At 63.4% G+C, this 24,662-nt stretch carries 20 protein-coding genes, 1 tRNA gene and 1 riboswitch; of the genes, 7 read left to right on the forward strand and 14 right to left on the reverse strand.

Annotated elements, in window-relative coordinates:
- The first annotated feature begins 97 nt into the window (after window positions 1-97).
- The 3 genes from B552_RS0105900 (at window position 98) to B552_RS0105915 (ending at window position 2,942) form a co-directional block, all read left to right on the forward strand.
- Window positions 98-1,711, forward strand: a complete 1,614-nt coding sequence (locus tag B552_RS0105900; RefSeq protein ID WP_026035372.1) for a FapA family protein — start codon at window positions 98-100, stop codon at window positions 1,709-1,711.
- A gap of 494 nt (window positions 1,712-2,205) precedes the next feature.
- Window positions 2,206-2,535: a hypothetical protein gene (locus B552_RS0105910; RefSeq protein WP_019448085.1), complete on the forward strand. Its 330-nt coding sequence runs from the start codon at window positions 2,206-2,208 to the stop codon at window positions 2,533-2,535.
- Window positions 2,532-2,942 (forward strand): hypothetical protein, encoded by a 411-nt coding sequence (locus tag B552_RS0105915; protein ID WP_019448086.1) that lies wholly within the window; start codon window positions 2,532-2,534, stop codon window positions 2,940-2,942. The genes B552_RS0105910 and B552_RS0105915 overlap by 4 nt, the downstream gene beginning before the upstream one ends.
- A gap of 252 nt (window positions 2,943-3,194) precedes the next feature.
- Here B552_RS0105915 and B552_RS0105920 read toward each other — a convergent pair.
- The 3 genes from B552_RS0105920 to pepN form a co-directional block, all read right to left on the reverse strand.
- Window positions 3,195-3,270: transfer RNA gene (locus B552_RS0105920), tRNA-Thr, on the reverse strand.
- Between the two features lie 363 nt (window positions 3,271-3,633).
- Complete coding sequence (locus B552_RS0105925) at window positions 3,634-4,650, reverse strand: class 1 fructose-bisphosphatase (RefSeq protein ID WP_019448087.1); 1,017 nt, start codon at window positions 4,648-4,650, stop codon at window positions 3,634-3,636.
- 65 nt (window positions 4,651-4,715) lie between these two features.
- On the reverse strand, window positions 4,716-7,409 hold the full coding sequence (pepN, locus tag B552_RS0105930; RefSeq protein WP_019448088.1) for an aminopeptidase N: 2,694 nt from the start codon (window positions 7,407-7,409) through the stop codon (window positions 4,716-4,718).
- A 252-nt stretch (window positions 7,410-7,661) separates the two neighbouring features.
- Between pepN and B552_RS0105935 the strand changes: the two genes are divergently transcribed.
- Complete coding sequence (locus B552_RS0105935) at window positions 7,662-8,312, forward strand: DUF4136 domain-containing protein (RefSeq protein ID WP_193352173.1); 651 nt, start codon at window positions 7,662-7,664, stop codon at window positions 8,310-8,312.
- Between the two features lie 181 nt (window positions 8,313-8,493).
- Complete coding sequence (locus B552_RS0105940) at window positions 8,494-10,815, forward strand: NADP-dependent malic enzyme (protein ID WP_019448090.1); 2,322 nt, start codon at window positions 8,494-8,496, stop codon at window positions 10,813-10,815.
- Between the two features lie 155 nt (window positions 10,816-10,970).
- Here B552_RS0105940 and B552_RS0105945 read toward each other — a convergent pair whose 3' ends face one another.
- The 6 genes from B552_RS0105945 to B552_RS0105970 form a co-directional block, all read right to left on the reverse strand.
- A complete protein-coding gene (locus B552_RS0105945) occupies window positions 10,971-11,216 on the reverse strand; it encodes a hypothetical protein (protein ID WP_019448091.1) in 246 nt (81 codons plus the stop codon).
- 242 nt (window positions 11,217-11,458) lie between these two features.
- Window positions 11,459-12,535, reverse strand: a complete 1,077-nt coding sequence (locus B552_RS0105950) for a porin (RefSeq protein ID WP_019448092.1) — start codon at window positions 12,533-12,535, stop codon at window positions 11,459-11,461.
- A gap of 207 nt (window positions 12,536-12,742) precedes the next feature.
- Window positions 12,743-13,264 carry a 2-oxo-4-hydroxy-4-carboxy-5-ureidoimidazoline decarboxylase gene (uraD, locus tag B552_RS0105955; protein ID WP_019448093.1) on the reverse strand — a complete coding sequence of 174 codons (522 nt, stop codon included), beginning with the start codon at window positions 13,262-13,264 and terminating at the stop codon, window positions 12,743-12,745.
- Window positions 13,261-14,205 (reverse strand): allantoinase PuuE, encoded by a 945-nt coding sequence (gene puuE, locus B552_RS0105960; protein WP_019448094.1) that lies wholly within the window; start codon window positions 14,203-14,205, stop codon window positions 13,261-13,263. The genes uraD and puuE overlap by 4 nt, the downstream gene beginning before the upstream one ends.
- 177 nt (window positions 14,206-14,382) lie before the next feature.
- Window positions 14,383-15,789: a nucleobase:cation symporter-2 family protein gene (locus tag B552_RS0105965; RefSeq protein ID WP_019448095.1), complete on the reverse strand. Its 1,407-nt coding sequence runs from the start codon at window positions 15,787-15,789 to the stop codon at window positions 14,383-14,385.
- 213 nt (window positions 15,790-16,002) lie between these two features.
- The gene (locus B552_RS0105970; RefSeq protein ID WP_019448096.1) at window positions 16,003-16,746 is read right to left on the reverse strand and encodes a GntR family transcriptional regulator; all 744 of its coding nucleotides are present in this window, start codon (window positions 16,744-16,746) and stop codon (window positions 16,003-16,005) included.
- A gap of 347 nt (window positions 16,747-17,093) precedes the next feature.
- Here B552_RS0105970 and uraH point away from each other — a divergent pair, with 347 nt between their 5' ends.
- Entirely contained in the window at window positions 17,094-17,447 is a 354-nt protein-coding gene (gene uraH / locus B552_RS0105975) for a hydroxyisourate hydrolase (RefSeq protein ID WP_026035373.1), read from the forward strand.
- Window positions 17,448-17,478: 31 nt separating this feature from the next.
- On the forward strand, window positions 17,479-18,687 hold the full coding sequence (locus tag B552_RS0105980; protein WP_019448098.1) for a urate hydroxylase PuuD: 1,209 nt from the start codon (window positions 17,479-17,481) through the stop codon (window positions 18,685-18,687).
- Window positions 18,688-18,831: 144 nt separating this feature from the next.
- On the opposite strand, the gene B552_RS0105985 is transcribed toward B552_RS0105980, so the two are convergent.
- From B552_RS0105985 to xdhC, 5 genes are all read right to left on the reverse strand, one after another.
- The gene (locus tag B552_RS0105985; protein ID WP_019448099.1) at window positions 18,832-19,407 is read right to left on the reverse strand and encodes a TMEM165/GDT1 family protein; all 576 of its coding nucleotides are present in this window, start codon (window positions 19,405-19,407) and stop codon (window positions 18,832-18,834) included.
- Between the two features lie 64 nt (window positions 19,408-19,471).
- Window positions 19,472-19,656, reverse strand: a riboswitch (yybP-ykoY riboswitch).
- A 74-nt stretch (window positions 19,657-19,730) separates the two neighbouring features.
- A complete protein-coding gene (locus tag B552_RS0105990; protein WP_019448100.1) occupies window positions 19,731-20,912 on the reverse strand; it encodes a fatty acid desaturase in 1,182 nt (393 codons plus the stop codon).
- Window positions 20,913-21,108: 196 nt separating this feature from the next.
- Window positions 21,109-22,449, reverse strand: a complete 1,341-nt coding sequence (gene guaD, locus B552_RS0105995; RefSeq protein WP_019448101.1) for a guanine deaminase — start codon at window positions 22,447-22,449, stop codon at window positions 21,109-21,111.
- A 76-nt stretch (window positions 22,450-22,525) separates the two neighbouring features.
- Window positions 22,526-23,590 carry an adenosine deaminase gene (locus B552_RS0106000; protein ID WP_019448102.1) on the reverse strand — a complete coding sequence of 355 codons (1,065 nt, stop codon included), beginning with the start codon at window positions 23,588-23,590 and terminating at the stop codon, window positions 22,526-22,528.
- Window positions 23,591-23,634: 44 nt separating this feature from the next.
- Window positions 23,635-24,624, reverse strand: a complete 990-nt coding sequence (gene xdhC, locus B552_RS0106005) for a xanthine dehydrogenase accessory protein XdhC (RefSeq protein WP_019448103.1) — start codon at window positions 24,622-24,624, stop codon at window positions 23,635-23,637.
- Window positions 24,625-24,662 lie beyond the last annotated feature (38 nt).

Below are 24,662 nucleotides of genomic sequence, written 5' to 3' on the forward strand. Positions count from 1 at the left end.
CAGGGTTGGCGACGGATTCGGTGGGTCTTTGCGGAAAGTCCCCGGGCCAAAAGGGCCCAGGCCGGCTGTTGCGACATGCAGCAAGAAGCGGGGACACATGACAGCCGACGCGGGATTGCGCCTGGAACTCAGTCAGCCTGGGGACCAGGTCAGGGCGTGCTTTACACCGGAGCCGGGGCGTTTGCCGCCCGATCGCGCCAGTCTTGAGAATTGCCTGGCCTATCAAGGCTGGCAAGGGGCGCGGCTCAATGCCGCTGCCGTGACCGGTTTCCTGACGCAGTGCCAATTGACCGATCGCGAGATTGACGCGGTGATCGGCAACATTCTCGATGGCGAATTCGAGCTTGAGATCACGGCGGACAAACTGCGGCTGCTGCTGACACTGGTACCTCCGGAGGGCGGCCAGCCGATCACGGCCGATGAGATCGCGGCCGCTGCTGCATCGATGGGCGTGGCGGCATTGGTCGACACGGCGGCGATCGGTGTGGCGCTCCAGGCCGGCAGTTGCGAGGGCCGGGAGATTGCGCGTGGCGTGGCACCCGTGCAGGGCACGCCGGCGCGCTTCGAGAGCCTCGTCAAGCCGCCCAAACCTGCGCAGGTGGAAAACGAGGACGATCGCGTCGACTTGCGCGATCTGGGCAGCCTGCTGCTCGTCAATCCCGGTACCGCGCTGATGCGGCGTACGCCGGCCAGATCGGGCAAGGATGGCATGGACGTGTTCGGCAAGCCCATTCCCGCCGACCCGGTGGTGGATACGCCGTTCGCGTCCGAGTTGACTGGTGTGGCTGCCGATCCGAACAATCCGCTGCTGCTGATTGCCGTGATTGCAGGCTCGCCACGCGTGCTGCCCAACGGCGTGATTGTCAGCCCGGTGGTCGACGTCGAAGCCGTCGACCTGCATTCGGGCAATGTCAATTTCGATGGATCGCTGCGCGTTTCCGGAGATATCCGCACGGGCATGTCCGTGCGCGTGACCGGCGATGTGGTGGTTCAGGGCACGATCGAGGCAGCCAGCGTGCGCGCGGGCGGCGACGTGATCGTCAAGGGCGGCATCATCGGCAAGGCCGAAACCGCACATGGCGGCGCGCCCAGCGAGATTGCCAGCGTGCGTAGCAAGGGTTCGGTCCATGCGCGCTTTATCCAGAATGCGATCGTCGAGGCGGACGCCGAGGTGAACGTGGAAAGCGGTATCCGCCAGAGCGACGTATCGGCGGGCCAGCGTGTGGTGGTTGGCACGTCCACCGGGCCGGGCAGCATCAGCGGCGGACGCACGCGCGCATTGCTTGGCGTCAACACGGCAACGCTGGGCGCGCCCGCGGGCACTGCTACCGTCGTGCAGGTCGGACTCAATCCTTTTGCCGACGAACAGAAAGCGGAACTGGAGGCGCGACGTCGCAAGGTGCTCGAGGAGCAGGCCAAACTGCAGCAGCTCGTGGCGTTCTTCGCCAAGCATCCAGAGCGGGCCACTGGCGATATTCGCGAGAAAGCGCGTGCCACGATGTACAAGATCAATCGCGACTTGTTCGAGCTCGATGCGGAGATCGCCAGGGTGGCCGAACAGATCAAGCCGTCCGAGCAGGCCGTGATCGCGGTTGGCCGCCGCATCCATGGCGGCGTGACGCTGCAGGTCGGTCACAAGGTCCTCAAGGTCATGGAAGACAAGACCGGCGGGCAGGTTCGCGTGGTGGACGACCGTATCACGGTCAGCTGACCCGCCCCGCATTCTCTCCGGGGCTGGCCGATCCGCGGTACGGCACGCGTTTGGCACGCGTTACGGCCCGCGTGACACGTTACGCCTTCCGTACGTGACCTGCGGGCGCCCGCATCAGGCGCTACCGCATGCGCGCATCCTGCTGCTGTCGGACAATATGTGGATGCATGTGCCGTCATCGCTGCGCGCAAGCAGTGTGCGGAGCATCTGCTCACGTCTGCGCCGATCAAGCGCATGGAGGCGGTGCTCATGCGCATGCTTGGCGATGACGACGAGGGGGCAGGTTCGTTGTCGGATGAGGAGTCAGCGTTCGGATCGCATCGTCGATCGACGAATCTGTAGCTGAGAGATTGCCTCTTCGGTGCAAATTACGATGTGCTCGTAGGCCTGTGGATGAGACAAATCGTATTTTGCAGGCCCCCCGGTTTTTCATCGATCTTCGCGCCTAGAATCTCCGTCATCCATTGTGGATGCCAACCAGCAAGGAGAACGCGATGATGGAAATGATTCTGGATGATCAATCCGTACGGTGCAGTGTGGCGCCCGTACTGGCGCAGTGTGGCGACGGCGGGGTGCCTGGCAATCCCGAGGCAGCGCATCTGCGGGCAGCCGACGAACTGCTGCGGCGTCACGGCATGTCGCTGGCGGACTGCGAGGTATCGCGTGTCGATGCCGGCTTCGATGGCGCCGATGGCTCTGTGCTGTTTGTGGTGCGGGTGGGCAGCGACATCGACGCGTTCGCCCTCAACGAGGCGCTGACGGCAGTGCAACTCGCGCGTGGGCTTTCGCCTTCGACGGAACTCGACGTCGTATTTCAGTCATGAGCGTCGCGGCGAGGGACATTCTCCATTGCGCTTTCGGTATTGCCGAGGCGGCGGTGGGGGAGGCGAACTACCGTTCGGTGATAAGCCGCAGCTACTACGCGGCTTATCACGCAGCCTATGCGTGGCACGCGGCGCTGCCTGTGCCGGGCAGCGCCGGCTACTACCAGACCGGCGCGCACGAGACGCTCGTCAACCAGCTTTATCGGCCCGGGCTGAAGCGGTCACACGCTGCCTATTGGCAATCCATCGCACTTGCAAGGATGCTGAATCGCGGCAGGCTGCTTCGGGCTGAAGCGGACTACCGCGTGAACGTGATGGTGGAGCGTGGAAAGATGGCGGATGCGCTCAGCAACAATGCGGCCATTGTCGATCGGTGCGCAGACGGAGGTTGCCATGCCGGAGCTTGATTCGCACTTGCCCCAGTTGGCGCAGCGATTACGAAGTTGCACGACACTGCATGCAGCGGCTGCTGCGACAACTGCTGCGCTCGGGTACCAAAACCCGCGGTTACCAAGCCCGCGGTTACCAAGCCCGCGATTACCAAGCCTGCGATTACCAAGCCTGCGATTACCAAAACCCGCGCTTATCAAAACCACGCTTGGTAGAACGCTACAAAGCAAAAAGGGCAACCCAGACGGGTTGCCCTTTCTACTTTCAAGTGGTGCCGGAGATAGGAGTCGAACCTACGACCTTCGCATTACGAATGCGCTGCTCTACCAACTGAGCTACACCGGCGAAACCTTAAACTTGCGAAACCTGCTCTACCGCTCAACCGACTTTTGCGTTGCTGCTTGCGAATTGATCGAATCGGATAGAGCCCGCAATACTATCAGCGACTTTGAGCTTTGTGAAGCCCCTTGCGCAGTTTTTTTCCGAAAACCCGCTTCGGCGGTCGTTGCTCAAGCATCGTCGCCCGTCGCCTCGGACGAATGCGACAGGCGTAAGCATCGCACGAGTGGCGTCCGCGTCGCGGGCAAATAAGCGGGCAATGCAGCTCTCTTTTTCACGTTTCACCAATCCCTGCCACGCACTCGGCAGACGACGGAAAATGAAACAGGGCGCCGAAGCGCCCTGGTCCAGTTTTCGCTGAGGTCCGGATTAAGCCTTGGCGGCGTCTTCCTGGTGGTATCGCGTGACGCGATCGACTTCGTTCTTCGAGCCAAGAATCACCGAAACGCGCTGGTGGAGCTTGGTCGGTTCCACGTCGAGGATGCGCTGATGTCCGTTGGTGGCGGCGCCACCAGCCTGTTCGACCAGGAATGCCATCGGATTGGCTTCATACATCAGACGCAGCTTGCCCGGCTTCTCGGGCTCGCGCTTGTCCCACGGATACATGAAGATGCCGCCGCGCGTCAGGATGCGGTGCACATCGGCCACCATCGAGGCGACCCAGCGCATATTGAAGTTCTTGCCGCGCGGGCCTTCATCACCGGCCAGGCATTCGTCGATGTACTTGCGCACGGGCGGGGCCCAGTGCCGCATGTTGGACATATTGATCGCGAATTCCTTGGTGTCTTCCGGGATCTTCACGTCCGATTGCGTCAGCACGAAACTGCCGGCCTCGCGGTCCAGCGTGAACATGTGCACGCCATTGCCGACGGTCAGCACCAGCGTGGTCTGCGGACCGTACACGGCGTAGCCGGCAGCCACCTGATGCGTGCCCGGCTGCATGAAGTCGTGCTCGGTCACGGTCTGGCCCGGCTTGGGCATGTGCAGGACCGAGAAGATCGTACCGATCGACACGTTCACGTCGATGTTCGACGAACCGTCGAGCGGATCGAACATCAGCAGGTATTCGCCCTTCGGGTAACGGTTCGGGATTTCGTAGAACGAATCCATCTCTTCGGAAGCCATCGCCGCGAGGTGGCCGCCCCATTCGTTGGCGTCCAGCAGCACTTCGTTGGCGATTACGTCGAGCTTCTGCTGCGTTTCGCCCTGAATGTTGCCGGTGCCGGCCGAGCCCAGTACGCCCGCGAGGGCGCCCTTGCTGACGGCGTTGGAAATGGCCTTGCAGGCACGCGCAACCACTTCAATCAGCAGGCGGAGTTCCGGCTGGATCGTGTTGTGCTTGCGCTGCTCCTCGACCAGATAGCGGGTGAGGCTGATGCGTGTCATGGTGGGGTTCTCCTTGGATGGCCGCAATTCTACATGTGTGCAGCTACGGACATGTCCAATCCGGGTCAGGCGCCCAGGGCCTTGCTGACGATCTCGCGCACATCGCGCGACAGTGCCGACGATGCTGCCACGCGTTCCAGCGCCGCGCGCATGCGCTCGCGCAGCGGCATTTCGTATTTCTGCCAGCGGTCCATGACGCGGGCCAGACGCGCAGCCACCTGCGGGTTGATCGCATCGAGCGCCAGTACCTGATCGGCCCAAAACGCGTAGCCCGAGCCGTCCTGCGCGTGGAACTGTGCCGGGTTGCCCGAGCAGAAGCTGAAGATCAGCGATCGGGCCCGGTTCGGGTTGCGCAGGTTGAATGCCGGGTGCTCCATCAGCGCACGCACCGTGTCGATCGTACGCTTGCCGGCATGCGGGCCGACTTCACCGCGCTGCATGCCTTGCAGCGAGAACCACTTGTCGATGACGAGTGCGTCGTCCTCGAAGCGCTCGTAGAAATCAGCCAGCGCATGTTCGCGGCCCGGCGCAAAGCTGTTGACCAGCGCTGACAACGCAGCGAAGCGGTCGGTCATGTTGTCGCATTGCTGATAGTGGCGGTCGGCCAGCGCCTGCATGTCTGCGTCTCCGCTGTCGGCCAGATAGCCGAGCGCCAGGTTGCGCAGCGCACGCTTGGCCATCGAGTCGGCATCGGGGCTGTAGGCGCCCGGCGTGGCATTGGCTTCGTACGCCGCCAGCCATTCGGCCTTCAGCGCGTGCGCCAGGCCTTCGCGCATGAACAGCCGCGCACGGTGAATCGCGGCCGGGTCGGCCACGCCCATGCGTTCGGCCAGGTAGGCTTCGGCCGGCAGCATCAGCGCCTGCTCGCGGAACGCCGGATTCAGCGTGCCATCGGTCAGCACCGTGCGGAAAGCCGACACCAGCGCAGGGTCCAGTTTCAGTTCGCGGCCTGCCTGGACATCGCCAACCAGTTGCAGCAGTGCGCGCGTGGCCAGGCGCTGGCCCGCTTCCCAGCGGTTGAAGGCATCGCTGTCATGCGCGAGCAGGAAGGTCAGTTCGGCATCGCTGTATTCGTAGTCGACGATGACAGGCGCCGAAAAATTGCGCAGTAGCGAAGGCAGCGGCGCCTTGGCACCGCGCGGCAGGTTGATAAAGCGGAAGATCTGTTCGGCCTTCGTGAAATCGAGCACGCGCGTGGTGGCCGCCGCGCTGCTTTCGCCGTCCAGTTGCAGCGGCAGGTCGTTGCCTTCGGCGTCGATCAGGCCCAGTGCAAACGGGATATGGAACGGTTGCTTTTCCGGCGTGCCTGGGCGGGTTTCTATGCCGACCTTCGGGCAACGCTGCGAAAGCGTCAATGTCAGCGCCCCGGCGGCGGCATCCCACGCAGTCTTGACGGTGACCACCGGCGTGCCTGCCTGGCTGTACCAGTGGCCAAACTGCGTCAGGTCACGGCCGTTGGCGTCGGCCATTGCCGCACGGAAGTCGTCGCACGTCACGGCCTGGCCGTCATGGCGCTGGAAGTACAAGTCCATGCCCTTTCGGAAGCCGTCGCGGCCCAGCAGGGTCTGGTACATGCGCACGACCTCGGCGCCTTTCTCGTAGACCGTGACCGTGTAGAAATTGTTGATCTCTTCATAGCTGTCAGGGCGCACCGGGTGGGCCATCGGGCCGGCATCCTCGGGGAACTGCACCTGACGCAGCACGCGCACATCTTCGATGCGCTTGACCGCACGGCCCGATTCCGATCCCATCATGTCGGCCGAGAACTCCTGATCGCGGAACACGGTCAGGCCTTCCTTGAGCGAAAGCTGGAACCAGTCGCGGCAGGTCACGCGGTTGCCAGTCCAGTTATGGAAGTATTCGTGCGCCACAACCGATTCGATGTTCGCAAAATCGACATCGGTCGCGGTCTGCGCGTTGGCCAGCACGTACTTCGTGTTGAAGATGTTCAGGCCCTTGTTCTCCATCGCGCCCATGTTGAAGTCGCCGACGGCGACGATCATGAAGCGGTCCAGGTCGAGTTCCAGGCCGAAGCGCCGCTCGTCCCAGCGGATCGCGTGGACCAGCGAATCCATGGCGTGGCGTGTCTTGTCCAGGTCCTGCGGCTCCACCCAGACCTGCAGCAGCTTCTGCTTGCCCGAAGCGGAAACGATGGTCTCCTCGATGCGATCGAGCTTGCCCGCCACGAGCGCGAACAGGTACGAAGGCTTGCGGAACGGGTCTTCCCACACCGCTTCATGGCGGCCGTCAGGCAGTTCGCGCTGCGAAAGCAGGTTGCCGTTCGACAGCAGCACGGGGCTCGCCGTCCGATCGGCGCGCAGCGTGACGCGGTAGGTTGTCATCACGTCCGGGCGATCGAGGAAGTACGTGATGCGCCGGAAGCCTTCGGCTTCGCACTGCGTGAAGAAGTTGCCGTTGGAGACGTACAGGCCCGACAGCGTCGTGTTGGCGGCAGGATTGCAGGCCGAGGTGATTTCCAGCGTGCCTTGCGCGGGCAGGCCGGTCAGGGTCAGCTTGCCGTCGTCCTGTTTGAAGCCGGCCAGCGGCTGGCCATCGATGCGCACGCCAATCAGTTCGAGTTCCTCGCCGACCAGCACCAGCGGAGCATCGGCCGCGCCGGTACGCTGAATCTTCAGCGTGCTGGTGACGATGGTGCGCTGCGGGTCAAGGTCGAGAACCAGGTCGACATGGTCGATGGCAAAGGCGGGCGGGGTATAGTCCTTGCGATAGACGGTAACGGGCGTATCGGTGCGCAGCATGGGGGAATCCTGTCTTCGGAGTGACCGGGGGGCGGGCGGCGTGCTGAAGAACGCGACGGCCCTCGAAGCCCTCATTGTAGCCAAGGGGTCCGGGCCATGCGGGCTGCCAGAGCCGGCGTGGGAATTCGGAGCGGCCGTTCCTGTCTGAGGAAATGCAATCGAATCAAGCGAAGCAATAGAAGCAATAGAAGCGGGAAAACAGAACCAGGAAGAATGAGGTAGCTGGCAATGCAGGGATCGTGGGAAGCAGTGATGAGTTGGGGACGCAAGGGAAGCATGTGGGCGCTGGTGGCGGTCTGCGCGCTGTGGCTCGCGGGATGCGCTACCACCGTGACGACCGAGGTCACGGCGTTCAGGCAGACCGGCTGGCAGAACGACGCGCCGCGCACGTATGCGTTCGAGCATACGCAGCAGCAGGAAGCGCAGCTTGAGCGCCAGACCTTCGAGCAATGGCTGGCCGATGCACTGGCCGGGATTGGCTTTGAACAGCGGCCGGCAGGACAGGCGCGCTATCTGGTGACGATGGACTACGACGCGGCACCCGGCATGGTGCAGGTGGCCGAGACGGTCTATCCAGACCCATGGTACGGGCCATGGGGGCCGTACTGGGGCCCGTATGGTGGCTGGTACAGGCCCTATGGCCCGTGGGGTTGGGGCCCCGGCTACTGGCCGCCACAGACGGTGGTGCGCGACGTGCCCGTGACCTATTCGAGCCTGCGCGTCTATTTCAAGGATGCCGCCAGCGGCAAGCGTGTCTATCAGGTGACTGCCACCAACACGACCGAGAGCGGCAACCCGGCCGCCGTCATGCCCTACATGATCCGCAGTGCGTTCACGGATTTCCCCGGCGAGAGCGGGCGCCCGCGCCACGTGACGCTGGAGGTCGACAAGGACAAAAAGTAGCCGCGCGCAATTTCCGTTCACCGGTGAGACAAACGGCATTGCTTACCGCACGGTAAAAGCAGTTTTGCCCTCGATACCGGCAAAATCTTCCAATCGCACTAGGGAAAGCCCTGCCGCCACGTGGTGGCTGGGCTAGAATGGCTCCTCGATTTTTACCAGCCTCTACCCGGACGAGCAGAGAATGAGCAGCAAGACCAGCGGTGATGCACCGCAACATGTCCCGAATAGCCCCGAAGCGCAACTGCGCCTGGCAGCGCTGGAATACCACCGCAGCCCGACCAAGGGGAAGATCCAGGTAACGGCCACCAAGGCGCTTTCCAACCAGCGCGACCTGTCGCTGGCTTACTCGCCGGGCGTGGCATATGCCTGCGAGGAAATCCACAAGGACCCCTCGATGGCCGCCGAGTACACCTCGCGCGCCAACCTTGTGGCGGTGGTGACCAACGGCACCGCCGTGCTGGGCCTGGGCGATATCGGCCCGCTGGCCGGCAAGCCCGTGATGGAAGGCAAGGGCTGTCTGTTCAAGAAGTTCGCCGGGATCGATGTGTTCGACATCGAACTCGATGCGCGCGACCCGGACAAGATTGTCGAGATCGTGGCGGCGCTGGAGCCGACGCTCGGCGGCGTGAACCTGGAAGACATCAAGGCGCCCGAGTGCTTCTACATCGAGAAGAAGCTGCGCGAGCGCATGAACATTCCCGTCTTCCACGACGACCAGCACGGCACGGCCATCATCTCGACCGCAGCGCTGCTTAACGGCCTGAAGGTCGTGGGCAAGGACGTCGGCAAGGTCAAGCTGGCTGTGTCGGGCGCCGGTGCTGCCGCGATCGCCTGCCTGGACACGATGGTCAGCCTGGGCGTGAAGCGCGAGAACGTCTTCGTGGTCGACTCGAAGGGCGTGATCTTCCAGGGCCGCGATGCCAACATGGAAGCCAACAAGGCCCGCTATGCGCAGGACACTTCGGCCCGTACGCTGGCCGACATCGTCAAGGACGCAGACGTGTTCCTGGGCTGCTCGACCGCCGGCGTGCTGACCGCCGACATGGTCAAGACCATGGCCGACCGCCCGATCATCCTGGCGCTGGCCAATCCGGAACCGGAAATTCGCCCGGAAGTGGCCAAGGCCGCGCGTCCGGACTGCATCATCGCCACGGGCCGTTCGGACTATCCGAATCAGGTCAATAACGTGCTGTGCTTCCCGTACATCTTCCGCGGCGCGCTCGATTGCGGCGCCACGAAGATCACGGAGGAAATGAAGCTGGCCTGCGTGAAGGCCATCGCCGAGCTGGCCGAAGCCGAGTTGAACGATGCCGTGGCCGCTGCCTACGGTGGCCGTGAACTGAAGTTCGGCCCGGACTACATCATCCCGACGCCGTTCGACCAGCGCCTGATCGAGAAGATCGCGCCGGCCGTGGCCAAGGCTGCCGAAGAGTCGGGCGTGGCTACCCGTCCGATCAAGGACCTCGAAGCCTACCGCCAGCAGCTGACCAGCTACGTCTACCACACCGGCATGATCATGAAGCCGGTGTTCACGGCTGCCAAGGCCGCGCCGAAGCGCGTGGCCTATGCCGAGGGCGAAGAAGAGCGCGTGCTGCGCGCGGTGCAGGGTGTGGTGGATGAAGGCCTGGCCCGCCCGATCCTGATCGGCCGTCCGCACGTGATCCAGATGCGTATCGACAAGGCCGGCCTGCGCCTGCGTCCGGGCGTCGATTTCGAGCTGATCAACCCCGAGGACGATCCGCGCTATCGCGCCTATCACGAGGAATACCACGCGCTGCGTGGCCGCGACGGCGTGACGCCGGACATGGCCAAGGTGGCGCTGCGCCGGTCCAACACGCTGATCGGCGCGATGCTGATGCACATGGGCGATGCCGACGCGCTGCTGTGCGGCACGGTAGGCCGCTTCGAGGCACATCTGGAGCACGTTCGTGATGTGATCGGGCTGGCGCCGGACGCCAAGGTGTTCGCGGCCATGAACGCGCTGATGCTCGAAAAGCACACGCTGTTCATCACCGACACCTTCGTCAACGAAGATCCGAGCGCCGAGGAACTGGCGGCTATCGCGCAACTCGCCGCCGAGGAAATCGCGCGCTTCGGCCTGCACCCGAAGGTGGCGATGATGTCGCACTCGATGTTCGGTTCGTCGAACCGCGCGTCGGCGCGCAAGATGCGCGAAGCGGCCGCAATCCTGGCGCGCGTGGCGCCGCAGCTCGAAGTGGAAGGCGAAATGCAGGGCGACGCGGCGCTCGATGAAGATGTGCGCCGCCATTTCCTGCCGACCACCAAGCTGTCGGGCAGCGCCAACCTGCTGGTGATGCCGACACTGGATGCCGCCAACATCGCGTTCAACCTGCTCAAGATGACGGGCGGCCAGGGCGTGACGGTGGGCCCGATCCTGCTGGGCGCGGCCAAGCCGGTGCACATCCTGAACCCGCAGGCTACGACCCGCCGTATCGTCAACATGACGGCCGTGGCCGTGGCGGAGTGCAACGCCAAGCGATGATTTACAGAGGCTGAAGGCCTCTGGAAGAAGGAAGCAAAATGAAATCGGGCCGCCTCAAGCGGCCCGATTTCTTTGTCGGTGCGCTGGCACGTCTGCCGGGGTGTCAGCGCGTCGGCGGGTCAGTACGCACGGGTCGTGCCCTTTATACCAACTACCTACTGCAGCACGTTGTACTGCTCCCGCATCACCACGATGATCGAACGGGCCGCGGCCATCTGCTGTGCCAGATCGTCGAAGGTGTCCTGGCGAAAATCAACCTCAGCGCTCCAGTTGCAACCCGTATGGTCCGGCTGGTGTACGCGCATCGCGTGCAACTCAACCTCGCCGCATTCTGGGTTGTTATCCAGGCACTGGCTCAGGATGGCCATCAGTTCCGACCGGGATTTCACATAGCGCCGCATGCGTCACCTCATTCGTTCCTGTTTACGTGGGCCGGCACACAGTCCGGAAAACCAATCTAGGGCGCGGAGGCGGACCCCGCCAATTGAATCGGACTATGGAGCAGGAACTTCCCATGTCGCATTGATTGCGCCTTGTTGCATTGCAGGGCAGCATTGTGGCGCCCGTGTCATGACGCTGCGCAACAAAAAGCCCGCCGGAAGGGCGGGCTGTGTGACGGTCGATGCGGCGGAATGTGCCGGTATCAGAACCGGTGGCGCACGCCGACACCGAAGGTGTCGCCATGCTCGACACCCGAGGTCTTGTCGTAGTAGTACGCGCCGTAGACGTCCGTACGCTTCGACAGGTTGTAGTCGTAGGCAACGGCAAACGTATTGCGCTTGATGCCGGCAACTTCGTTCAGCACGCGGCCGTAGGTGTACGAGGCCAGTACGCTGCCAGCGCCAACCGGCACCGAGACGCCAGCCTGGCCGTCGATGTGCTTGATGTTGCCCGTGGGGCTCGCGTTGAAGTTCGTCTTGATGTACTGGCCCTGCAGGAAGGCCTTGACGATCTTGAAGTCATACGTGACGCCTGCCTGGACGGCGGACTGCCTGTCGAGGCCCGCGAGCTGCGGGTTCTGCGGGTCAAACGGCACGACGTCGAACTTGACCTGCTGGAATGCCAGCGTGGCCGCGAAGTCGCCTGCGAAGTAGGTCAGGTTGCCGCCCCACTTGTTCTTGCCATTGTTGCCCGGCGATTCGCCGAAGCCGTAGATGAAGTTCGCGGTCAGGCCGCCGAAGTTCGGCGTCGAGTAGAGCAGCGAGTTGTTCCAGCCGGAGTCGCCGATGATGCCCGGATCGAACACCGCACCTGCCGGGGTCGGGAAGTACGTGTGGAAGATCATCGGGCTGAACGTGTACGAGTCGATCAGCGGGTTGAACAGGATCGTCGACACGAAGTAAGGCGTGGTGTTGCGGCCCAGCTTCAGCGCGCCGTAGCTTTCGTTCGTCAGGCCCACGAAGGCGTTACGGCTGAACATCGAGTCGCCGGTGAAGCGGCCCATGCTGCCGGTGTCCGGGCGGAAGAAACCGTTCAGGTCGAAAATGGCCTTCGTGCCCATGCCCAGGTCCTCGGTACCCTTGATGCCCCAGTACGAGGTTTGCATGCCACCCGAGTTGACCACGTAGGCACGGTCGCTCGAGCCCGGGTTCTTGACGCCTCCGATGAAAGCATCGGCCATGCCGTACAGCGTCACGCTGGACTGGGCCATGGCCGCGCCGGAGAAAAGGGTGGCTGCGATTGCCGCCAGCTTGAGAGCCGGCTTGTACTGCTTCTTCATGTTTAAGACCTCCGTGGTTGTGTTGCTGCTCAGAACGTTTTCTTTTGTGCTGAGACCCTTGCGGGTCTACTCTTGCCCCGTACCCCGGCAGCGCGCGCAAATGCCGTGCAAATGCCGCTGCTGCCGGGGCCGCTTGTGGTACAGCGAAACGTGATCTGTCGCTGAACGTTCCTGATTTCTCTCTCTTTTTCTGTCGTGCTTTTTTTGTCAGGCGGATACTAAGTCGTTCAGTCGGAACTGCGCAATGCGGTGGATCTGGTTGATGCAAGTTTGCAACTCGACCTCGGGCTCGTTGTCGAGACGTGTTGCAAACGCGTTGATGATGCCGTGGCGGTCATAGCCGCGAACGGCGAGGATGAACGGGAAGCCGAACTTGCGGTTGTAGGCCGCGTTCAGGTCCTGCAGGCGCTGGAATTCCTCTGCCGTGCACTGGTCCAGGCCCGCGCCGGCCTGTTCGCGCGTGGATTCCGCGGTCAGTTCGCCACGCACCGCGGCCTTGCCGGCAAGCTCCGGGTGAGCACGCACGAGCTTGATCTGCGCTTCCTGGCCCGCCGCGTCCACGGCGCCGCGCAGTGCAGTGGCCAGTTCCGCCGCATTGGCGAACGGGCGCTTCTGTGCGGCTGCTTCCGCAAACCATGGCGAGTGTTCGTAGATACCGCCGAGTACCTTGACGAATTCGGCCTCGGGCATCGTGTTCAGTTGTGCAATCGTGTAGGTGGTCTGGCTCATGCCTGGCTCCGATAGGGGTGGGTCTCAATCCAGTGGCGTGCAATATCGACACGCCTGCAGATCCACACCTTGTCGTGAGACTGCACGTAATCCAGAAAACGCTGCAGCGCGCGGAAGCGTCCCGGGCGGCCCAGCAGCCGGCAATGCATGCCGATCGACAGCATCTTCGGGCGGTCCTGGCCTTTGGGATCGCCTTCGGCGTACAGCACGTCGAACGCATCCTTCAGATACTGGAAGAACTGCTCGCCCGTGTTGAAGCCCTGCGGCGTGGCAAAGCGCATGTCGTTCGAGTCGAGCGTGTAGGGCACCACCAGATGCGGCTTCTTCTTGCCGCCCGTGACTTCCACTTCGGTCCAGAACGGCAGGTCGTCGCCGTAGTAGTCGGCGTCGTAGAGCAGCCCGCCGTGCTCGACCACCAGGCGGCGCGTATTGGGGCTGTCGCGGCCGGTGTACCAGCCGAGCGGCATCTCGCCGGTCAGTTCCTTGATGATCTGCATGCCGATGCGCATGTGCTCGCGCTCGGTGGCTTCATCGATGTTCTGGTAGTGAATCCAGCGGTAGCCGTGGCACGCAATCTCGTGGCCCAGTTCGACGAACGCGCGTGTCAGTTCCGGATGACGCTGCAGGGCCATCGATACACCAAAGACCGTCAGCGGCAGCTTGCGCTGCTCGAACTCGCGCAGGATGCGCCAGACGCCGGCACGTGAGCCGTATTCGTAAATGCCCTCCATGCTCATGTGCCGGTCGGGATAGGCCGCGGCACCAACGATCTCGGACAGGAACTGCTCGGACGCGGCATCGCCATGCAGCACGCAGTTCTCGCCGCCTTCCTCGTAATTGAGCACGAACTGCAGCGCGATGCGCGCGCCGCCCGGCCACTGGGCGTGCGGCAGTTGCGCGCCGTAGCCGATGAGATCGCGTGGATAGTTATCGTGTGTCATCTCTTTATTTCTGCTTCAGGAGAAACTGCTCGCCCGCGAGAGCCTGGCGTCGAAGCGTCTGGACTTATGCAAAGCACGTGCCAGAGTCGCTCTCGCGGGCTTGACATCGGGCGTCGGCTGGCGTTGATTGTCCGCGCCCGATTGTCGTTATTGATTGTTGGGTGTGAGTTGTTGGCGTTACTCCGTGCCGTGCGTGTTCGCGGCGGCGTTGCGCATGGCCTCTTCGGCCGACTGCATGCCGTTGAAGAACAGGTTCAGTGCCACGGCGACGATGGTGCCCAGCACGATGCCGCTGTGGGTGAACGGATCGGTCCACTTGGGCAGGTACTGGAACAGCGTCGGCGAAAGCGTCGGAATCATGCCGAAGCCGATCGAGATCGCGACGATGAACAGGTTGTGGCGGTTGCGGTTGAAATCGCACGAGCCCAGGATGCGGATGCCGGTGGCCGCCACCATGCCGAACATCACGATGCCAGCGCCGCCCAGCACGAACTGCGGGACGGAGGCCACCACGTGGGCCATCTTCGGGAACAGGCCGAATGCAATCAGGATCAGGCCGCCGGCGGCCGCCACATAGCGCGAACGGACGCCGGTCACGGTGACCAGGCCGACGTTCTGCGAGAACGACGTGTAGGGGAACGTGTTGAAGAGGCCGCCGATCACGGTGCCCAGGCCATCGGCGCGCAGGCCGGCGGTCAGGTCGTCACGGCTGAGCTTGCGGCCGGTGATGTCGGACAGCGCCAGGAACATGCCGGTGGATTCCACCAGCGTGATCAACATCACGATACACATCGACAGGATCGCCGAGATCTCGAACTTCGGCATGCCGAAATGCAGCGGCGTGATGACCGCCACATAGCTGGCTTCATGGAGACCTTCGAACGACACCTTGCCAAGCGACATCGCCACCAGCGTGCCGATGATGATGCCGAGCAGCACCGCACAGTTGGACACGAGGCCGCGGCCGTACTTGCTCAGCACCAGGATCACCACCAGCACCAGGCCCGCGATGGCCAGGTTGCTGAGGTCGCCATAGGCCAGGTTGGGTACTTCCTTCACCACGCCATCGATCACCGCGCGCGTGGTAGGTTGCCCGCCGCCGGCCCAGTTGATGCCCACCCGCATCAGCGACACGCCAATCAGCGTAATCACGGTACCGGTCACCACGGGCGGGAACAGGCCCAGCATGCGGCCCATCATCGGCGCCACCAGTATCCCGAACAGTCCCGAGGCGATCACCGCGCCATAGATGCCGAGCAGGCCGATGTTGGGGTCGTTGCCAATGGCGATCATCGGCGCCACCGATGCAAACGTGACACCCATCATCACGGGCATGCGGATGCCGAATTTCCAGAAGCCGAACGCCTGGATCAGCGTGGCCAGGCCGGCCGCGAACAGGTCGGCGTTGATCAGGAACGCCAGTTGGTCCTTGGGGAGCTTGAGAGCACCGCCGATGATCAGCGGGACCGCCACCGTGCCGGCATACATCACCAGTACATGCTGCAGGCCCAATGCCAGCAATCGCCCGGAGGGCAAACGCTCGTTCGTGAGATCCGTGGGGACCGTGGTGCTTGCGGAATTCATGGGTGTTGTCTCCTCTCCTTTGGATTTGGGAACGCACGCCGGGTCTGGGTCCTGGCCGTCTTTCCGGGTCTCTTTTCGTGGACTTCCGTTGACGGCTCTCGTCCGGTTTTGCGCCTTGCCCCTTGCCTCTTGATGGGCGTCGGTGGCAGGCGAAACCGCTGGTTCTGCATCGGCAACAGGGGGTGGCTGTTGCCCGGCGGCGGGAACATTGCGCTAGGTGGAGAGCCCTAGCACGCTGCGAAGATCGAAGTTGCCCGGTTCATCAGGTTGTACACGTTCGGCACACGCGCCAAGGTGGTGCGTCATGCGCGACTGGGCCAGCGCGGCATCGCCCTGTTCCAGTGCATCAAGAATCTCATCGTGCTCGTCGAACGAGCAGGCGTTGTGGCCCGGCGACTCCACGCTGGCAATCATCAGCGTGGTGCGCGACACGAGCCGCCGCATCATCGTCACCAGCAACTGGTTGCCGGACAGTTCGGCCAGTGCAGTGTGGAACTCGGCCGAAAGACGAATCCAGCGCGGGCGCTCGTGCGTCAGGAAGGCCTTGCGCTCCTCATTGACCATCTTGCGCAGCGGGGCGATCACGGTGCGGACGTTCGGCATGCTGGCGAGCTTATCCAGCACGGCACGCTCGAGCATCTGGCGCAGTTCGAACATGTCGTGCGCCTCGTCCGTGGACGGGCTGGCGATGAACGCGCCGCGGTTCGGTTCCAGGTCGACCATGCCGTCGGCGGCCAGGCGGGACAGCACCTTGCGCACGGTATGGCGCGCGGTGGCATAGATCTCGCAAAGCGAGTGCTCGGTCAGCTTCGTACGCGGCGGCAGGCGGTGCTCCATGATCGCGTCGTAGATCTCGTGATACATGCGCTCCTCGACGGAACCCTTGCGGGCCGGCTTGGTGTCGGAGGGCGCGGGCAGGGCATCGGCCGCGGCAATCAGCTTGAGATTCTTGGACATCCTGGTCACTCACAAAAAGCGGAGGGGGCAATGGTCAGCGATCGTAGCGAGTGGTCGTCAGACCAACATCAAGCGCTTTGATACTGACCATAAGGCCGCGCAGATCTAAAAATTGTTGACAATTATTTGGATATGCAAGCACCATTGTCAACAAAACCGACCACGGTTTTCGACAACTACGGGTATTTACCGAGTTGTCATCCGGATGGGGCAGGCGCATTGTCGCCTCGCACCAATCCAGCGCCGGGATGCGTTGAAACACGTACCGAGCGGGCACCATACCCCCAAAATGGTGCTAGTGAAGGCAGCGGCGCCCCTCACAACCCACACCCCAAAGGAAGAACAGGATGGGACGCTTGACCACTCACGTTCTCGACACGGCCGCCGGTACCCCCGGTGCAGGCATGTCGGTTAGCCTTCATAAAATTGTCGACAATCGTCGCGAAACCCTGAAGTCGATCAAGACCAACCACGACGGCCGGGCCGACCAGCCGCTGCTGGAGGGCGCGGACCTGCAGCCCGGGGTCTATGAACTGGACTTCGGCGCCGGCGACTATTTCCGTGCCCAGGGCGTCAAACTGCCCGAGCCGGCATTCCTCGACGTGGTCACGCTGCGCTTCGGCATTGCCGATACCAGCGCGCACTACCACGTGCCGCTGCTGGTGTCGCCGTGGTCGTACTCGACCTACCGCGGCAGCTGATCAAGGCGGACGGGAATAAAGGAGACAAGTCATGGAAGGCTACATTCTCGACTGGGCCAATCTGCTCTTGCGTTGGCTTCACGTAATCACGGCGATCGCCTGGATCGGTTCGTCGTTCTACTTTGTCTGGCTGGACAACAGCCTGACGCGCCCGACGGCCGGCGACCTCAAGGAAAAGGGCGTCGACGGTGAACTCTGGGCCGTGCACGGTGGCGGCTTCTACAACCCGCAGAAGTACCTGACCGCGCCGAAGAGCCTGCCGGAGAACCTGCACTGGTTCTACTGGGAGTCATACTCGACCTGGATGAGCGGCTTTGCGCTGCTGGTGGTGCTGTACCTGTTCAACGCCAGCACATTCCTGATCGACAAGAACGTCTACGACATGTCGCCTGGCGCGGCCGTCGGTTTCGCTGTGTCGTACCTGGTGGTTGGCTGGGTGGTCTACGATTCGATCTGCCGCTTCTTCGGCAAGAGCGACCGTACCGTGGGCATGCTGGTGGCGATCTACGTGGGCGTGGCAGCGTTCGTGGCGTGCCACATCTTCTCGGGCCGTGCAGCGTTCCTGCTGACCGGCGCGATGATCGCGACGATCATGAGTGCCAACGTGCTGTTCTGGATCATCCCGGGCCAGCGCAAGGTGGTGGCGGCACTGAAGGCAGGCCAGCCGGTGGACCCGATCCACGGCAAGCGCGGCAAGCAGCGTAGCGTTCATAACACGTACTTCACGCTGCCGGTGCTGTTCGCGATGCTGTCGAACCACTACAGCATGACCTACGCGGCCAAGAACAACTGGCTCGTGCTGATCATGGTCATGCTGGCCGGTGTGCTGATTCGCCAGTTCTTCATCCTGAAGCACAAGGGCAAGATCAACATCGCATGGCCGGCCGCCGGTGTGGCATGCCTGGGTGCGGTGGCATTCATGATCGCGCCTCAGCCGCGTCCGGAAGTTGCCAGCAATGCCGGTGGCGACGCTGCCAACGCCGTGAGCTTCGTGAAGGTGCAGGAAATCATCAATACGCGTTGCGTGCAGTGCCACGCTGAACAGCCGAAGCTGATGCCGACTGCCGCCAAGGGCATCAAGCTCGACACCGCGGATGGCATCAAGGCGCACGCGCAACTCATCTATCAACAGGCCGTGCAGCAGAAGGCGATGCCGCTGGGCAACGTCACGCAGATCACGGACGACGAGCGTGCGCTGCTGGGCCAATGGTTCGAAGGTGGCGCGAAAACCACCAACTGATTCACCAACTGATCTAACTACCGAGCATCGGTGATCGACGGTCCGGAGGCTGTGCAGGTTGCAGCCGGCTGTTCCGGACCGGCGAGGGTTTGAGCGGGGCTTAGGCCCCGTTTTTTTATTGGCGCTTTTCGCGTTTATTCGTGTTTAACCGCCGACGTTGAACAACGCCAGCAGGCCCAGCACCAGGAAGATCGCTGCGGCAATCTTGTGCACCAGGGCAATCGGCATCTTGTTGGCGAAGCGGTCGCCCAGCAATACGGCCGGGCCATTGGCAAGCATCATGCCGAAGGTCGTACCGGCCACCACGGCGATGACTTCGCCATGGAAACGCGCGGCCAGGGCTACGGTAGCGATCTGCGTCTTGTCTCCCATCTCGGCAAAGAAGAACGCGACGATCGTGGTACCCAGGATGCCCAACGCGCCCTTGGCTGGCCTGACCTGTTCCGCATCGTCAAGCTTGTCGGGAATCAGCATCCAGCCGGCCATTGCAATGAAGCCGAGGCCAAGAATCCAGCGCAGCAGATCGGCGCCGAGCACGCCGGTAATCCACCCGCCGAGCGCACCGGCAAAGCCGTGGTTGACGATCGTCGCAATCAGGATGCCAAGGATAATGGGGGCGGGCTTGCGGTAGCGTGCGGCCAGGACGAGGGACAGCAATTGCGTCTTGTCGCCCATTTCGGCGAGCGCGACGATACCTGTGGAGACGAGGAACGATTCCATTGTTGTGGATTGGATAACCGGGCCGCAAATGCATCGCGAGATGCCAATGACGCACACCTTTCCCGGCCCGGCCAGAAAGGTGAGGTCATTGGTCTCGCCAGGCGCTGGACACAAGGTCCGGGCTGCGCACGCCATAACCGCCTGCCGAGTTGGCATTTGGTCAAGTCTGTTGACGTACGCCCCTGTCTTCCGGGTGCCGCATTGCGCGGCGCGGTGAGATCAGGGCGGCTACTCCCCAATGGAAGGTCGCATTTTAGCGAGACCGGTGGAGGAAGTCCACCGGTCTCGCTGATTGGGTCAAATCTGAGGTTTGGTGCCGAGAATCAGACCGGCACCGGGGAGTTCTCGCTGGTCTGGCGGCCACGGAAGTCCGTCCAGCACAGGGCCTTGAAGTCGTACAGCTTGCAGCGGCGCGCGGTCTGGAAGTACCAGCGCCACGAGAACTTCTCGATGATGATGCGGCCCGGCAGCGCGTGCTCAAGCAGTGCCTGGGCGCGCTTGAGTTGGTACAGCGGCACGCTCATGTCCACGTGGTGCGCCGTGTGTTCCATGATGTGATGCAGCGCCGCGCCGATGCCAAAGCCGAAGCGCAGGTGCACGGTCGTCGAAACGAACGGCTGGGCCTTTGACCACATGGGCTTGGTGTCGTACCAGGCGACGCTGGTATGCGTATGGTGGACATACAGTACGAAGCCGACGGTGGCGTTCCAGACCAGGAACGGCACCACGAAGCCGGTGCCGACCATCAGCAGGACAGACTGCCCGGTGGCCACGGCCAGCCAGGCCAGTGCGCCGATCCACAGCGCGCCGAAGGCTGCCACGAGTGCGCAGTCCCAGGTGAAGATCGCGCGGCGCGTGGCCATCTGGCGCTTGCTCGGGAAGAACAGCTTGAACCACCAGATTTCGATCAGATAGTACAGACCGGCGCCAAGGCCGTTGCGGTAGATGCGCTCCATGATCCGCCGGCTGCGCGGCAGCGCGCGGTATTCCTCGAGCGAGTAGGGCGCCCAGACGAAGTCGAAGCCCTTGAGGTTCGTATAGCCGTGGTGCACGACGTTGTGGCCGACTTCCCACAGGCTGTAAGGCGTGAGGGACGGCAGGAACGTGAGGCGTCCAAGCCACTTGTTCAGGCCGCGATGGTCGGTCAGGCTCTGGTGGCAGGCATCGTGCCCGATGATGAAAAGCCGCGCGATCATCAGTCCGGCCAGAATGCCGAGGGCGATCTTGGCCCACCACGCGGACGCCAGCACCACACCTGCCAGCAGCGCCCCGAAAACCGCGTAGTCAAACGCGAAAAGCAGCAGCGCACGCGGCGTGCTGCGGCTCCCGAGGGGGATCAGCCAGCTGCGGATGGTCTTGCGGTTTGGAAACGGCGCCTCGAAGGCGATTGGCTCAGGGAGGGGAACGTCCTTGGCCTGGCGCTGCGGCCGGGCCGCGCCGTGCCTGGGCGCGTGCGAGATCGCTTCGGCATCGGCCGGCGACAGGGTTTCAGAGCGGGCAGTCATCAATTGTCCAGCGAGTCGTTATTCCGTGCGGGCCTGCCCGGTCGAGCGGACAAGCGTACAAATGCGACAGGCTAGAAGGCTTTGATGACGGCTGTGTTGATTCCGATCAAGGCGCGACGTCGATGGATTCACATTGATGCTGTGAGGTCACATCGGGACGCCACGCCCGGTCGGAAGTGTCCGATCCGTGTGCGTTTCAGGCCGCGACAGCGCTGGTGGCTTCGCCCATGATGTAGACGCTGTCGATCACGCGGTCGTCGCCAAGCATTGCGAATGCGAACAGTTGCTCCTCGAGCGTTTCCGAGCGGCTGCTGCGGCGCGAGATCAGCGGCGTGGCGTCCGGGTCCAGCACGAGGAAGTCGGCCTCGCAGCCCTCGCTGAAGCTGCCGATGCGATCCTGCCAGCCAAGTGCCTCAGCCGCCGCGCGCGTGGCCAGGTAGAACATGCGCAGCGCGGTCAGGTGGTAGCCGCCCATGCGCGCCACCTTGTGCGCCGCGTTCATCGTGCGGAACATCGAGAACGACGTGCCGCCGCCAACATCTGTCGCCAGCGTCACATTCAGACGATTCGCATCCGACTGGTGGAAGTCGTAGAAGCCGCTGCCGAGGAACAGGTTTGACGTCGGGCAGTGCGCCACGGCCGCTCCGCTGTCGGCCAGGCGGCGTCGGTCGTCCTGGTCCAGGTAGATCGCGTGGCCATAGAACGCGCCCGGGCGCAGCAGGTTGTAGCGGTCGTACACGTCCAGATAGCTGCGTGCATCGGGGAACAGCTCGGCCACCCATTTCACTTCGTCGCGGTTTTCCGCCACGTGGGTCTGGATGAAGACGTCGCTATGCGCCTTGGCAAGTTCGCTGCATGCGGCCAGTTGCGCTTCGGTGGATGTGGGTGCGAAGCGCGGCGTGATCGCATAGGCCAGCCGGTCGACGTTGTGCCACTTCGAGATCAGGTCCGCCGAATCGCGCGCGCCGCTCTCGGCCGTGTCGCGCAGGAACTCCGGGCAGTTGCGGTCCATCAGCACCTTGCCGGTGATCATGCGCATGTTGCGCGCCTGGCTGGCCGCGAACAGCGCATCGGCCGAGGCCGCATGCACGGTGCTCCAGACCATTGCGGTGGTCGTGCCGTTGCGCAGCAGTTCGTCGGTGAAGAAGTCGGCCACGGTCCGCGCGTAGGTGGCGTCGCTGAAGCGGCGCTCCTCCGGGAACGTGTATGTATCAAGCCAGTGCAGCAGGCCCGGCGACGGCGACGCGATGATGTCGGTCTGCGGGTAGTGGATGTGCGTGTCGATAAAGCCCGGCACGATCAGCTTGCCACGGTGATCGACGACTTCGGCCCCTTGCGGAATGTCACGCTGCAGATCTGCGTAGTTGCCGACCGCGGCGATGCGGCCAGCCTTCACGATCATCAGGCCATCTTCCCAATACTGATAGGCGTCGTCATGAAACTGCGGGTCGCGCAGGAAATGGAGAATGCGGCCACGGATTGCGCGGGTCGCAGCGCCGTTGGCGCCGAATGCGGGGGAAGTCGTCGTCATCTTCATGTCTCGGGGCGGCCGGAGCCCCGCCCGTGCAGTGGTGCAGCGGGCGAAGCATCCGGTTTTCTTGGAATGCGCCCGCTCAGGTCGTGGAAGCCACGTTGGCCGATGCGGGCGGGGATGCGGGCGAAGCCGACCAGAAGTGGTCGACGTCCGCCAGGAACTCGGCCTTCTGCACGTCTGGCAGGAAAGCCGCTTCAAAACTGTTGCGGGCGAGCTTGTAGGCATCGGCCGCGTCGAGTGGCAGCGCTTCGAACGATGCCTCCCAGTTGGCGTTCATGTAGCCGCCGAAATAGGCGGGGTCGTCGGAGTGGAGCGTCACGGCCACGCCGGCATCGAGCAGCCGCTTCATCGGGTGGTCGCGCAGGTCGGGGTGGACCATCAGCTTCTGGTTCGACAGCGGGCATACGGTCAGCGCAATGCGATCACGCGCCAGGCGCTGCACCAGCGCGGCATCCTCGACGGCACGCACGCCATGGTCAATCCGCTCCACCTTGAGGATGTCCAGTGCATCGGTTACGTACTGCGGCGGGCCTTCCTCGCCGGCATGGGCCACCAGATGCAGGCCAAGCTCCTTCGCACGGGCGAATACGCGTGCGAACTTCTCGGGCGGGTTGCCGCGTTCGGACGAATCCAGGCCCACGCCGATAAACCGGTCGCGATAGGGCAGGGCCGCTTCCAGCGTGGCCATCGCATCGTCTTCGGACAGATGGCGCAGGAAGCAGAGAATCAGGCTGCTCGAAAAGTCGTACTCGGTGCGTGCCTGGGCCAGTGCGTCGGCGATGCCGTCGATCACCGTGCCGATCGGCACGCCACGTGCGGTATGGGTTTGCGGATCGAAGAAGATTTCGGCATGGCGGACGTTGTCGGCGGCGGCGCGCTTGACATAGTCCATCGTCATGTCGAAGAAGTCTTCCTCGGTCAGCAGCACGCTGGCGCCAGCGTAGTAGATGTCCAGGAAAGATTGCAGGTCCGTGAACGCGTAGGCGGCGCGCAGCGCCTCCACGTCGGGGTAGGCCAGCTTGACGTTGTTGCGCTGGGCCAGCCTGAAGATGCGCTCGGGTTCGAGCGTGCCTTCGATATGCACGTGCAGTTCGGCCTTTGGGGTACGGCGGATCTTGTCCGCCAGCGCGGCATCGATGGTCATGGGGCCTCTTTCTTTATGGCGACAGCCGGATCACGGCTGCCCGGTTACGGATGCACCGCCTCCCGCCGGCTCGCGGCCAGCGCGGCTGCACGCTGGTCGCGGACCTGGAGCAGTTGGGCGACGATGGCTACCGCAATCATAGCCGGTGCCTTGTCCGTGATGCCGGAGACTCCCATGGGACATGTCATTTCCGGAAAGCGCGCCGGATCGATGCCGTGATCGACCATCCGGTGTTCGAACTTCGCGCGCTTGGTCTTCGAGCCGATCAGGCCGAAGTAAGCAAAATCGGTGCGGCGGAAGATCCGCTCGCAAAGCGTCTGGTCCAGCGCATGGCTGTGCGTCATGACCAGGAAATAGCTGCCGGCCGGGGCCTGGTCGACCACGGCCTCGGCCGTGTCGGTGGCCTCGGCCTCGACGTTCTCGGGCAGGCCGGCGGGGAAGAGCGTGTCGCGCTCGTCCACCCAGTGCACGCGGCACGGCAACGTGGCCAGCACCTTGACGAGCGCGTGGCCGACGTGACCGGCACCGAACAGCACGACGTGCATCTCGTCAGGCACCAGCGTGTCGATCCACGTGTCGTCAGCGTCGAGCTGCACCGACGGCAGCAGATCGCGGCTGGCATCGACGCGCACCTTGCCCGTGACGGGAACATGGCGTGTGATGGCCTTGCCGGCCGCGAACGCGGACTCCACCGCATCGAGCCAGACCAGATCGTCCTGGCCCAGCACCTCGAACGCCAGGCGCACCACGCCGCCGCAGCATTGACCCAGCGCGGGGCCAAGCGGAATCCGCTCGATCCGGCGCTGTTCGCCGTTCGCGATCATCTCGCGGGCGATGTCCATGCCACGCCATTCCAGGTGGCCGCCACCAATCGTGCCAACCAGGTCGCTGGCCGTGACCAGCATGCGGATACCCGGCTCGCGCGGCGCAGAGCCCTTGACTTCGGCGATGGTGACCATCGCCACGGGCACGCCGGCGCGCACCCAGCGGGTGGCGTCGGCGAAGCGGAACGGTTTGAGCGGGGCGTCCTGCATGATCGGTCCTGGTGTTGCGTGGTATTGCGTGGTGTTGC

It is taken from the genome of Cupriavidus sp. BIS7, from assembly GCF_000292345.1.
GTDB lineage: Bacteria > Pseudomonadota > Gammaproteobacteria > Burkholderiales > Burkholderiaceae > Cupriavidus.

What these genes read in the sequence shown, in the direction of transcription:
- B552_RS0105910 (WP_019448085.1), top strand. Translation starts at nt 2,206, where the DNA reads ATGATGGAAATGATTCTGGATGATCAATCCGTACGGTGCAGTGTGGCG.
- B552_RS0105980 (WP_019448098.1), top strand. Translation starts at nt 17,479, where the DNA reads ATGGAAGGCTACATTCTCGACTGGGCCAATCTGCTCTTGCGTTGGCTT.
- xdhC (WP_019448103.1), bottom strand. Translation starts at nt 24,624, where the DNA reads ATGCAGGACGCCCCGCTCAAACCGTTCCGCTTCGCCGACGCCACCCGC.
- B552_RS0105935 (WP_193352173.1), top strand. Translation starts at nt 7,662, where the DNA reads ATGAGTTGGGGACGCAAGGGAAGCATGTGGGCGCTGGTGGCGGTCTGC.
- B552_RS0105965 (WP_019448095.1), bottom strand. Translation starts at nt 15,789, where the DNA reads ATGAATTCCGCAAGCACCACGGTCCCCACGGATCTCACGAACGAGCGT.
- uraH (WP_026035373.1), top strand. Translation starts at nt 17,094, where the DNA reads ATGGGACGCTTGACCACTCACGTTCTCGACACGGCCGCCGGTACCCCC.
- B552_RS0105940 (WP_019448090.1), top strand. Translation starts at nt 8,494, where the DNA reads ATGAGCAGCAAGACCAGCGGTGATGCACCGCAACATGTCCCGAATAGC.
- B552_RS0105915 (WP_019448086.1), top strand. Translation starts at nt 2,532, where the DNA reads ATGAGCGTCGCGGCGAGGGACATTCTCCATTGCGCTTTCGGTATTGCC.
- guaD (WP_019448101.1), bottom strand. Translation starts at nt 22,449, where the DNA reads ATGAAGATGACGACGACTTCCCCCGCATTCGGCGCCAACGGCGCTGCG.
- B552_RS0105950 (WP_019448092.1), bottom strand. Translation starts at nt 12,535, where the DNA reads ATGAAGAAGCAGTACAAGCCGGCTCTCAAGCTGGCGGCAATCGCAGCC.
- B552_RS0106000 (WP_019448102.1), bottom strand. Translation starts at nt 23,590, where the DNA reads ATGACCATCGATGCCGCGCTGGCGGACAAGATCCGCCGTACCCCAAAG.
- uraD (WP_019448093.1), bottom strand. Translation starts at nt 13,264, where the DNA reads ATGAGCCAGACCACCTACACGATTGCACAACTGAACACGATGCCCGAG.
- B552_RS0105985 (WP_019448099.1), bottom strand. Translation starts at nt 19,407, where the DNA reads ATGGAATCGTTCCTCGTCTCCACAGGTATCGTCGCGCTCGCCGAAATG.
- pepN (WP_019448088.1), bottom strand. Translation starts at nt 7,409, where the DNA reads ATGCTGCGCACCGATACGCCCGTTACCGTCTATCGCAAGGACTATACC.
- puuE (WP_019448094.1), bottom strand. Translation starts at nt 14,205, where the DNA reads ATGACACACGATAACTATCCACGCGATCTCATCGGCTACGGCGCGCAA.
- B552_RS0105925 (WP_019448087.1), bottom strand. Translation starts at nt 4,650, where the DNA reads ATGACACGCATCAGCCTCACCCGCTATCTGGTCGAGGAGCAGCGCAAG.
- B552_RS0105970 (WP_019448096.1), bottom strand. Translation starts at nt 16,746, where the DNA reads ATGTCCAAGAATCTCAAGCTGATTGCCGCGGCCGATGCCCTGCCCGCG.
- B552_RS0105900 (WP_026035372.1), top strand. Translation starts at nt 98, where the DNA reads ATGACAGCCGACGCGGGATTGCGCCTGGAACTCAGTCAGCCTGGGGAC.
- B552_RS0105990 (WP_019448100.1), bottom strand. Translation starts at nt 20,912, where the DNA reads ATGACTGCCCGCTCTGAAACCCTGTCGCCGGCCGATGCCGAAGCGATC.
- B552_RS0105945 (WP_019448091.1), bottom strand. Translation starts at nt 11,216, where the DNA reads ATGCGGCGCTATGTGAAATCCCGGTCGGAACTGATGGCCATCCTGAGC.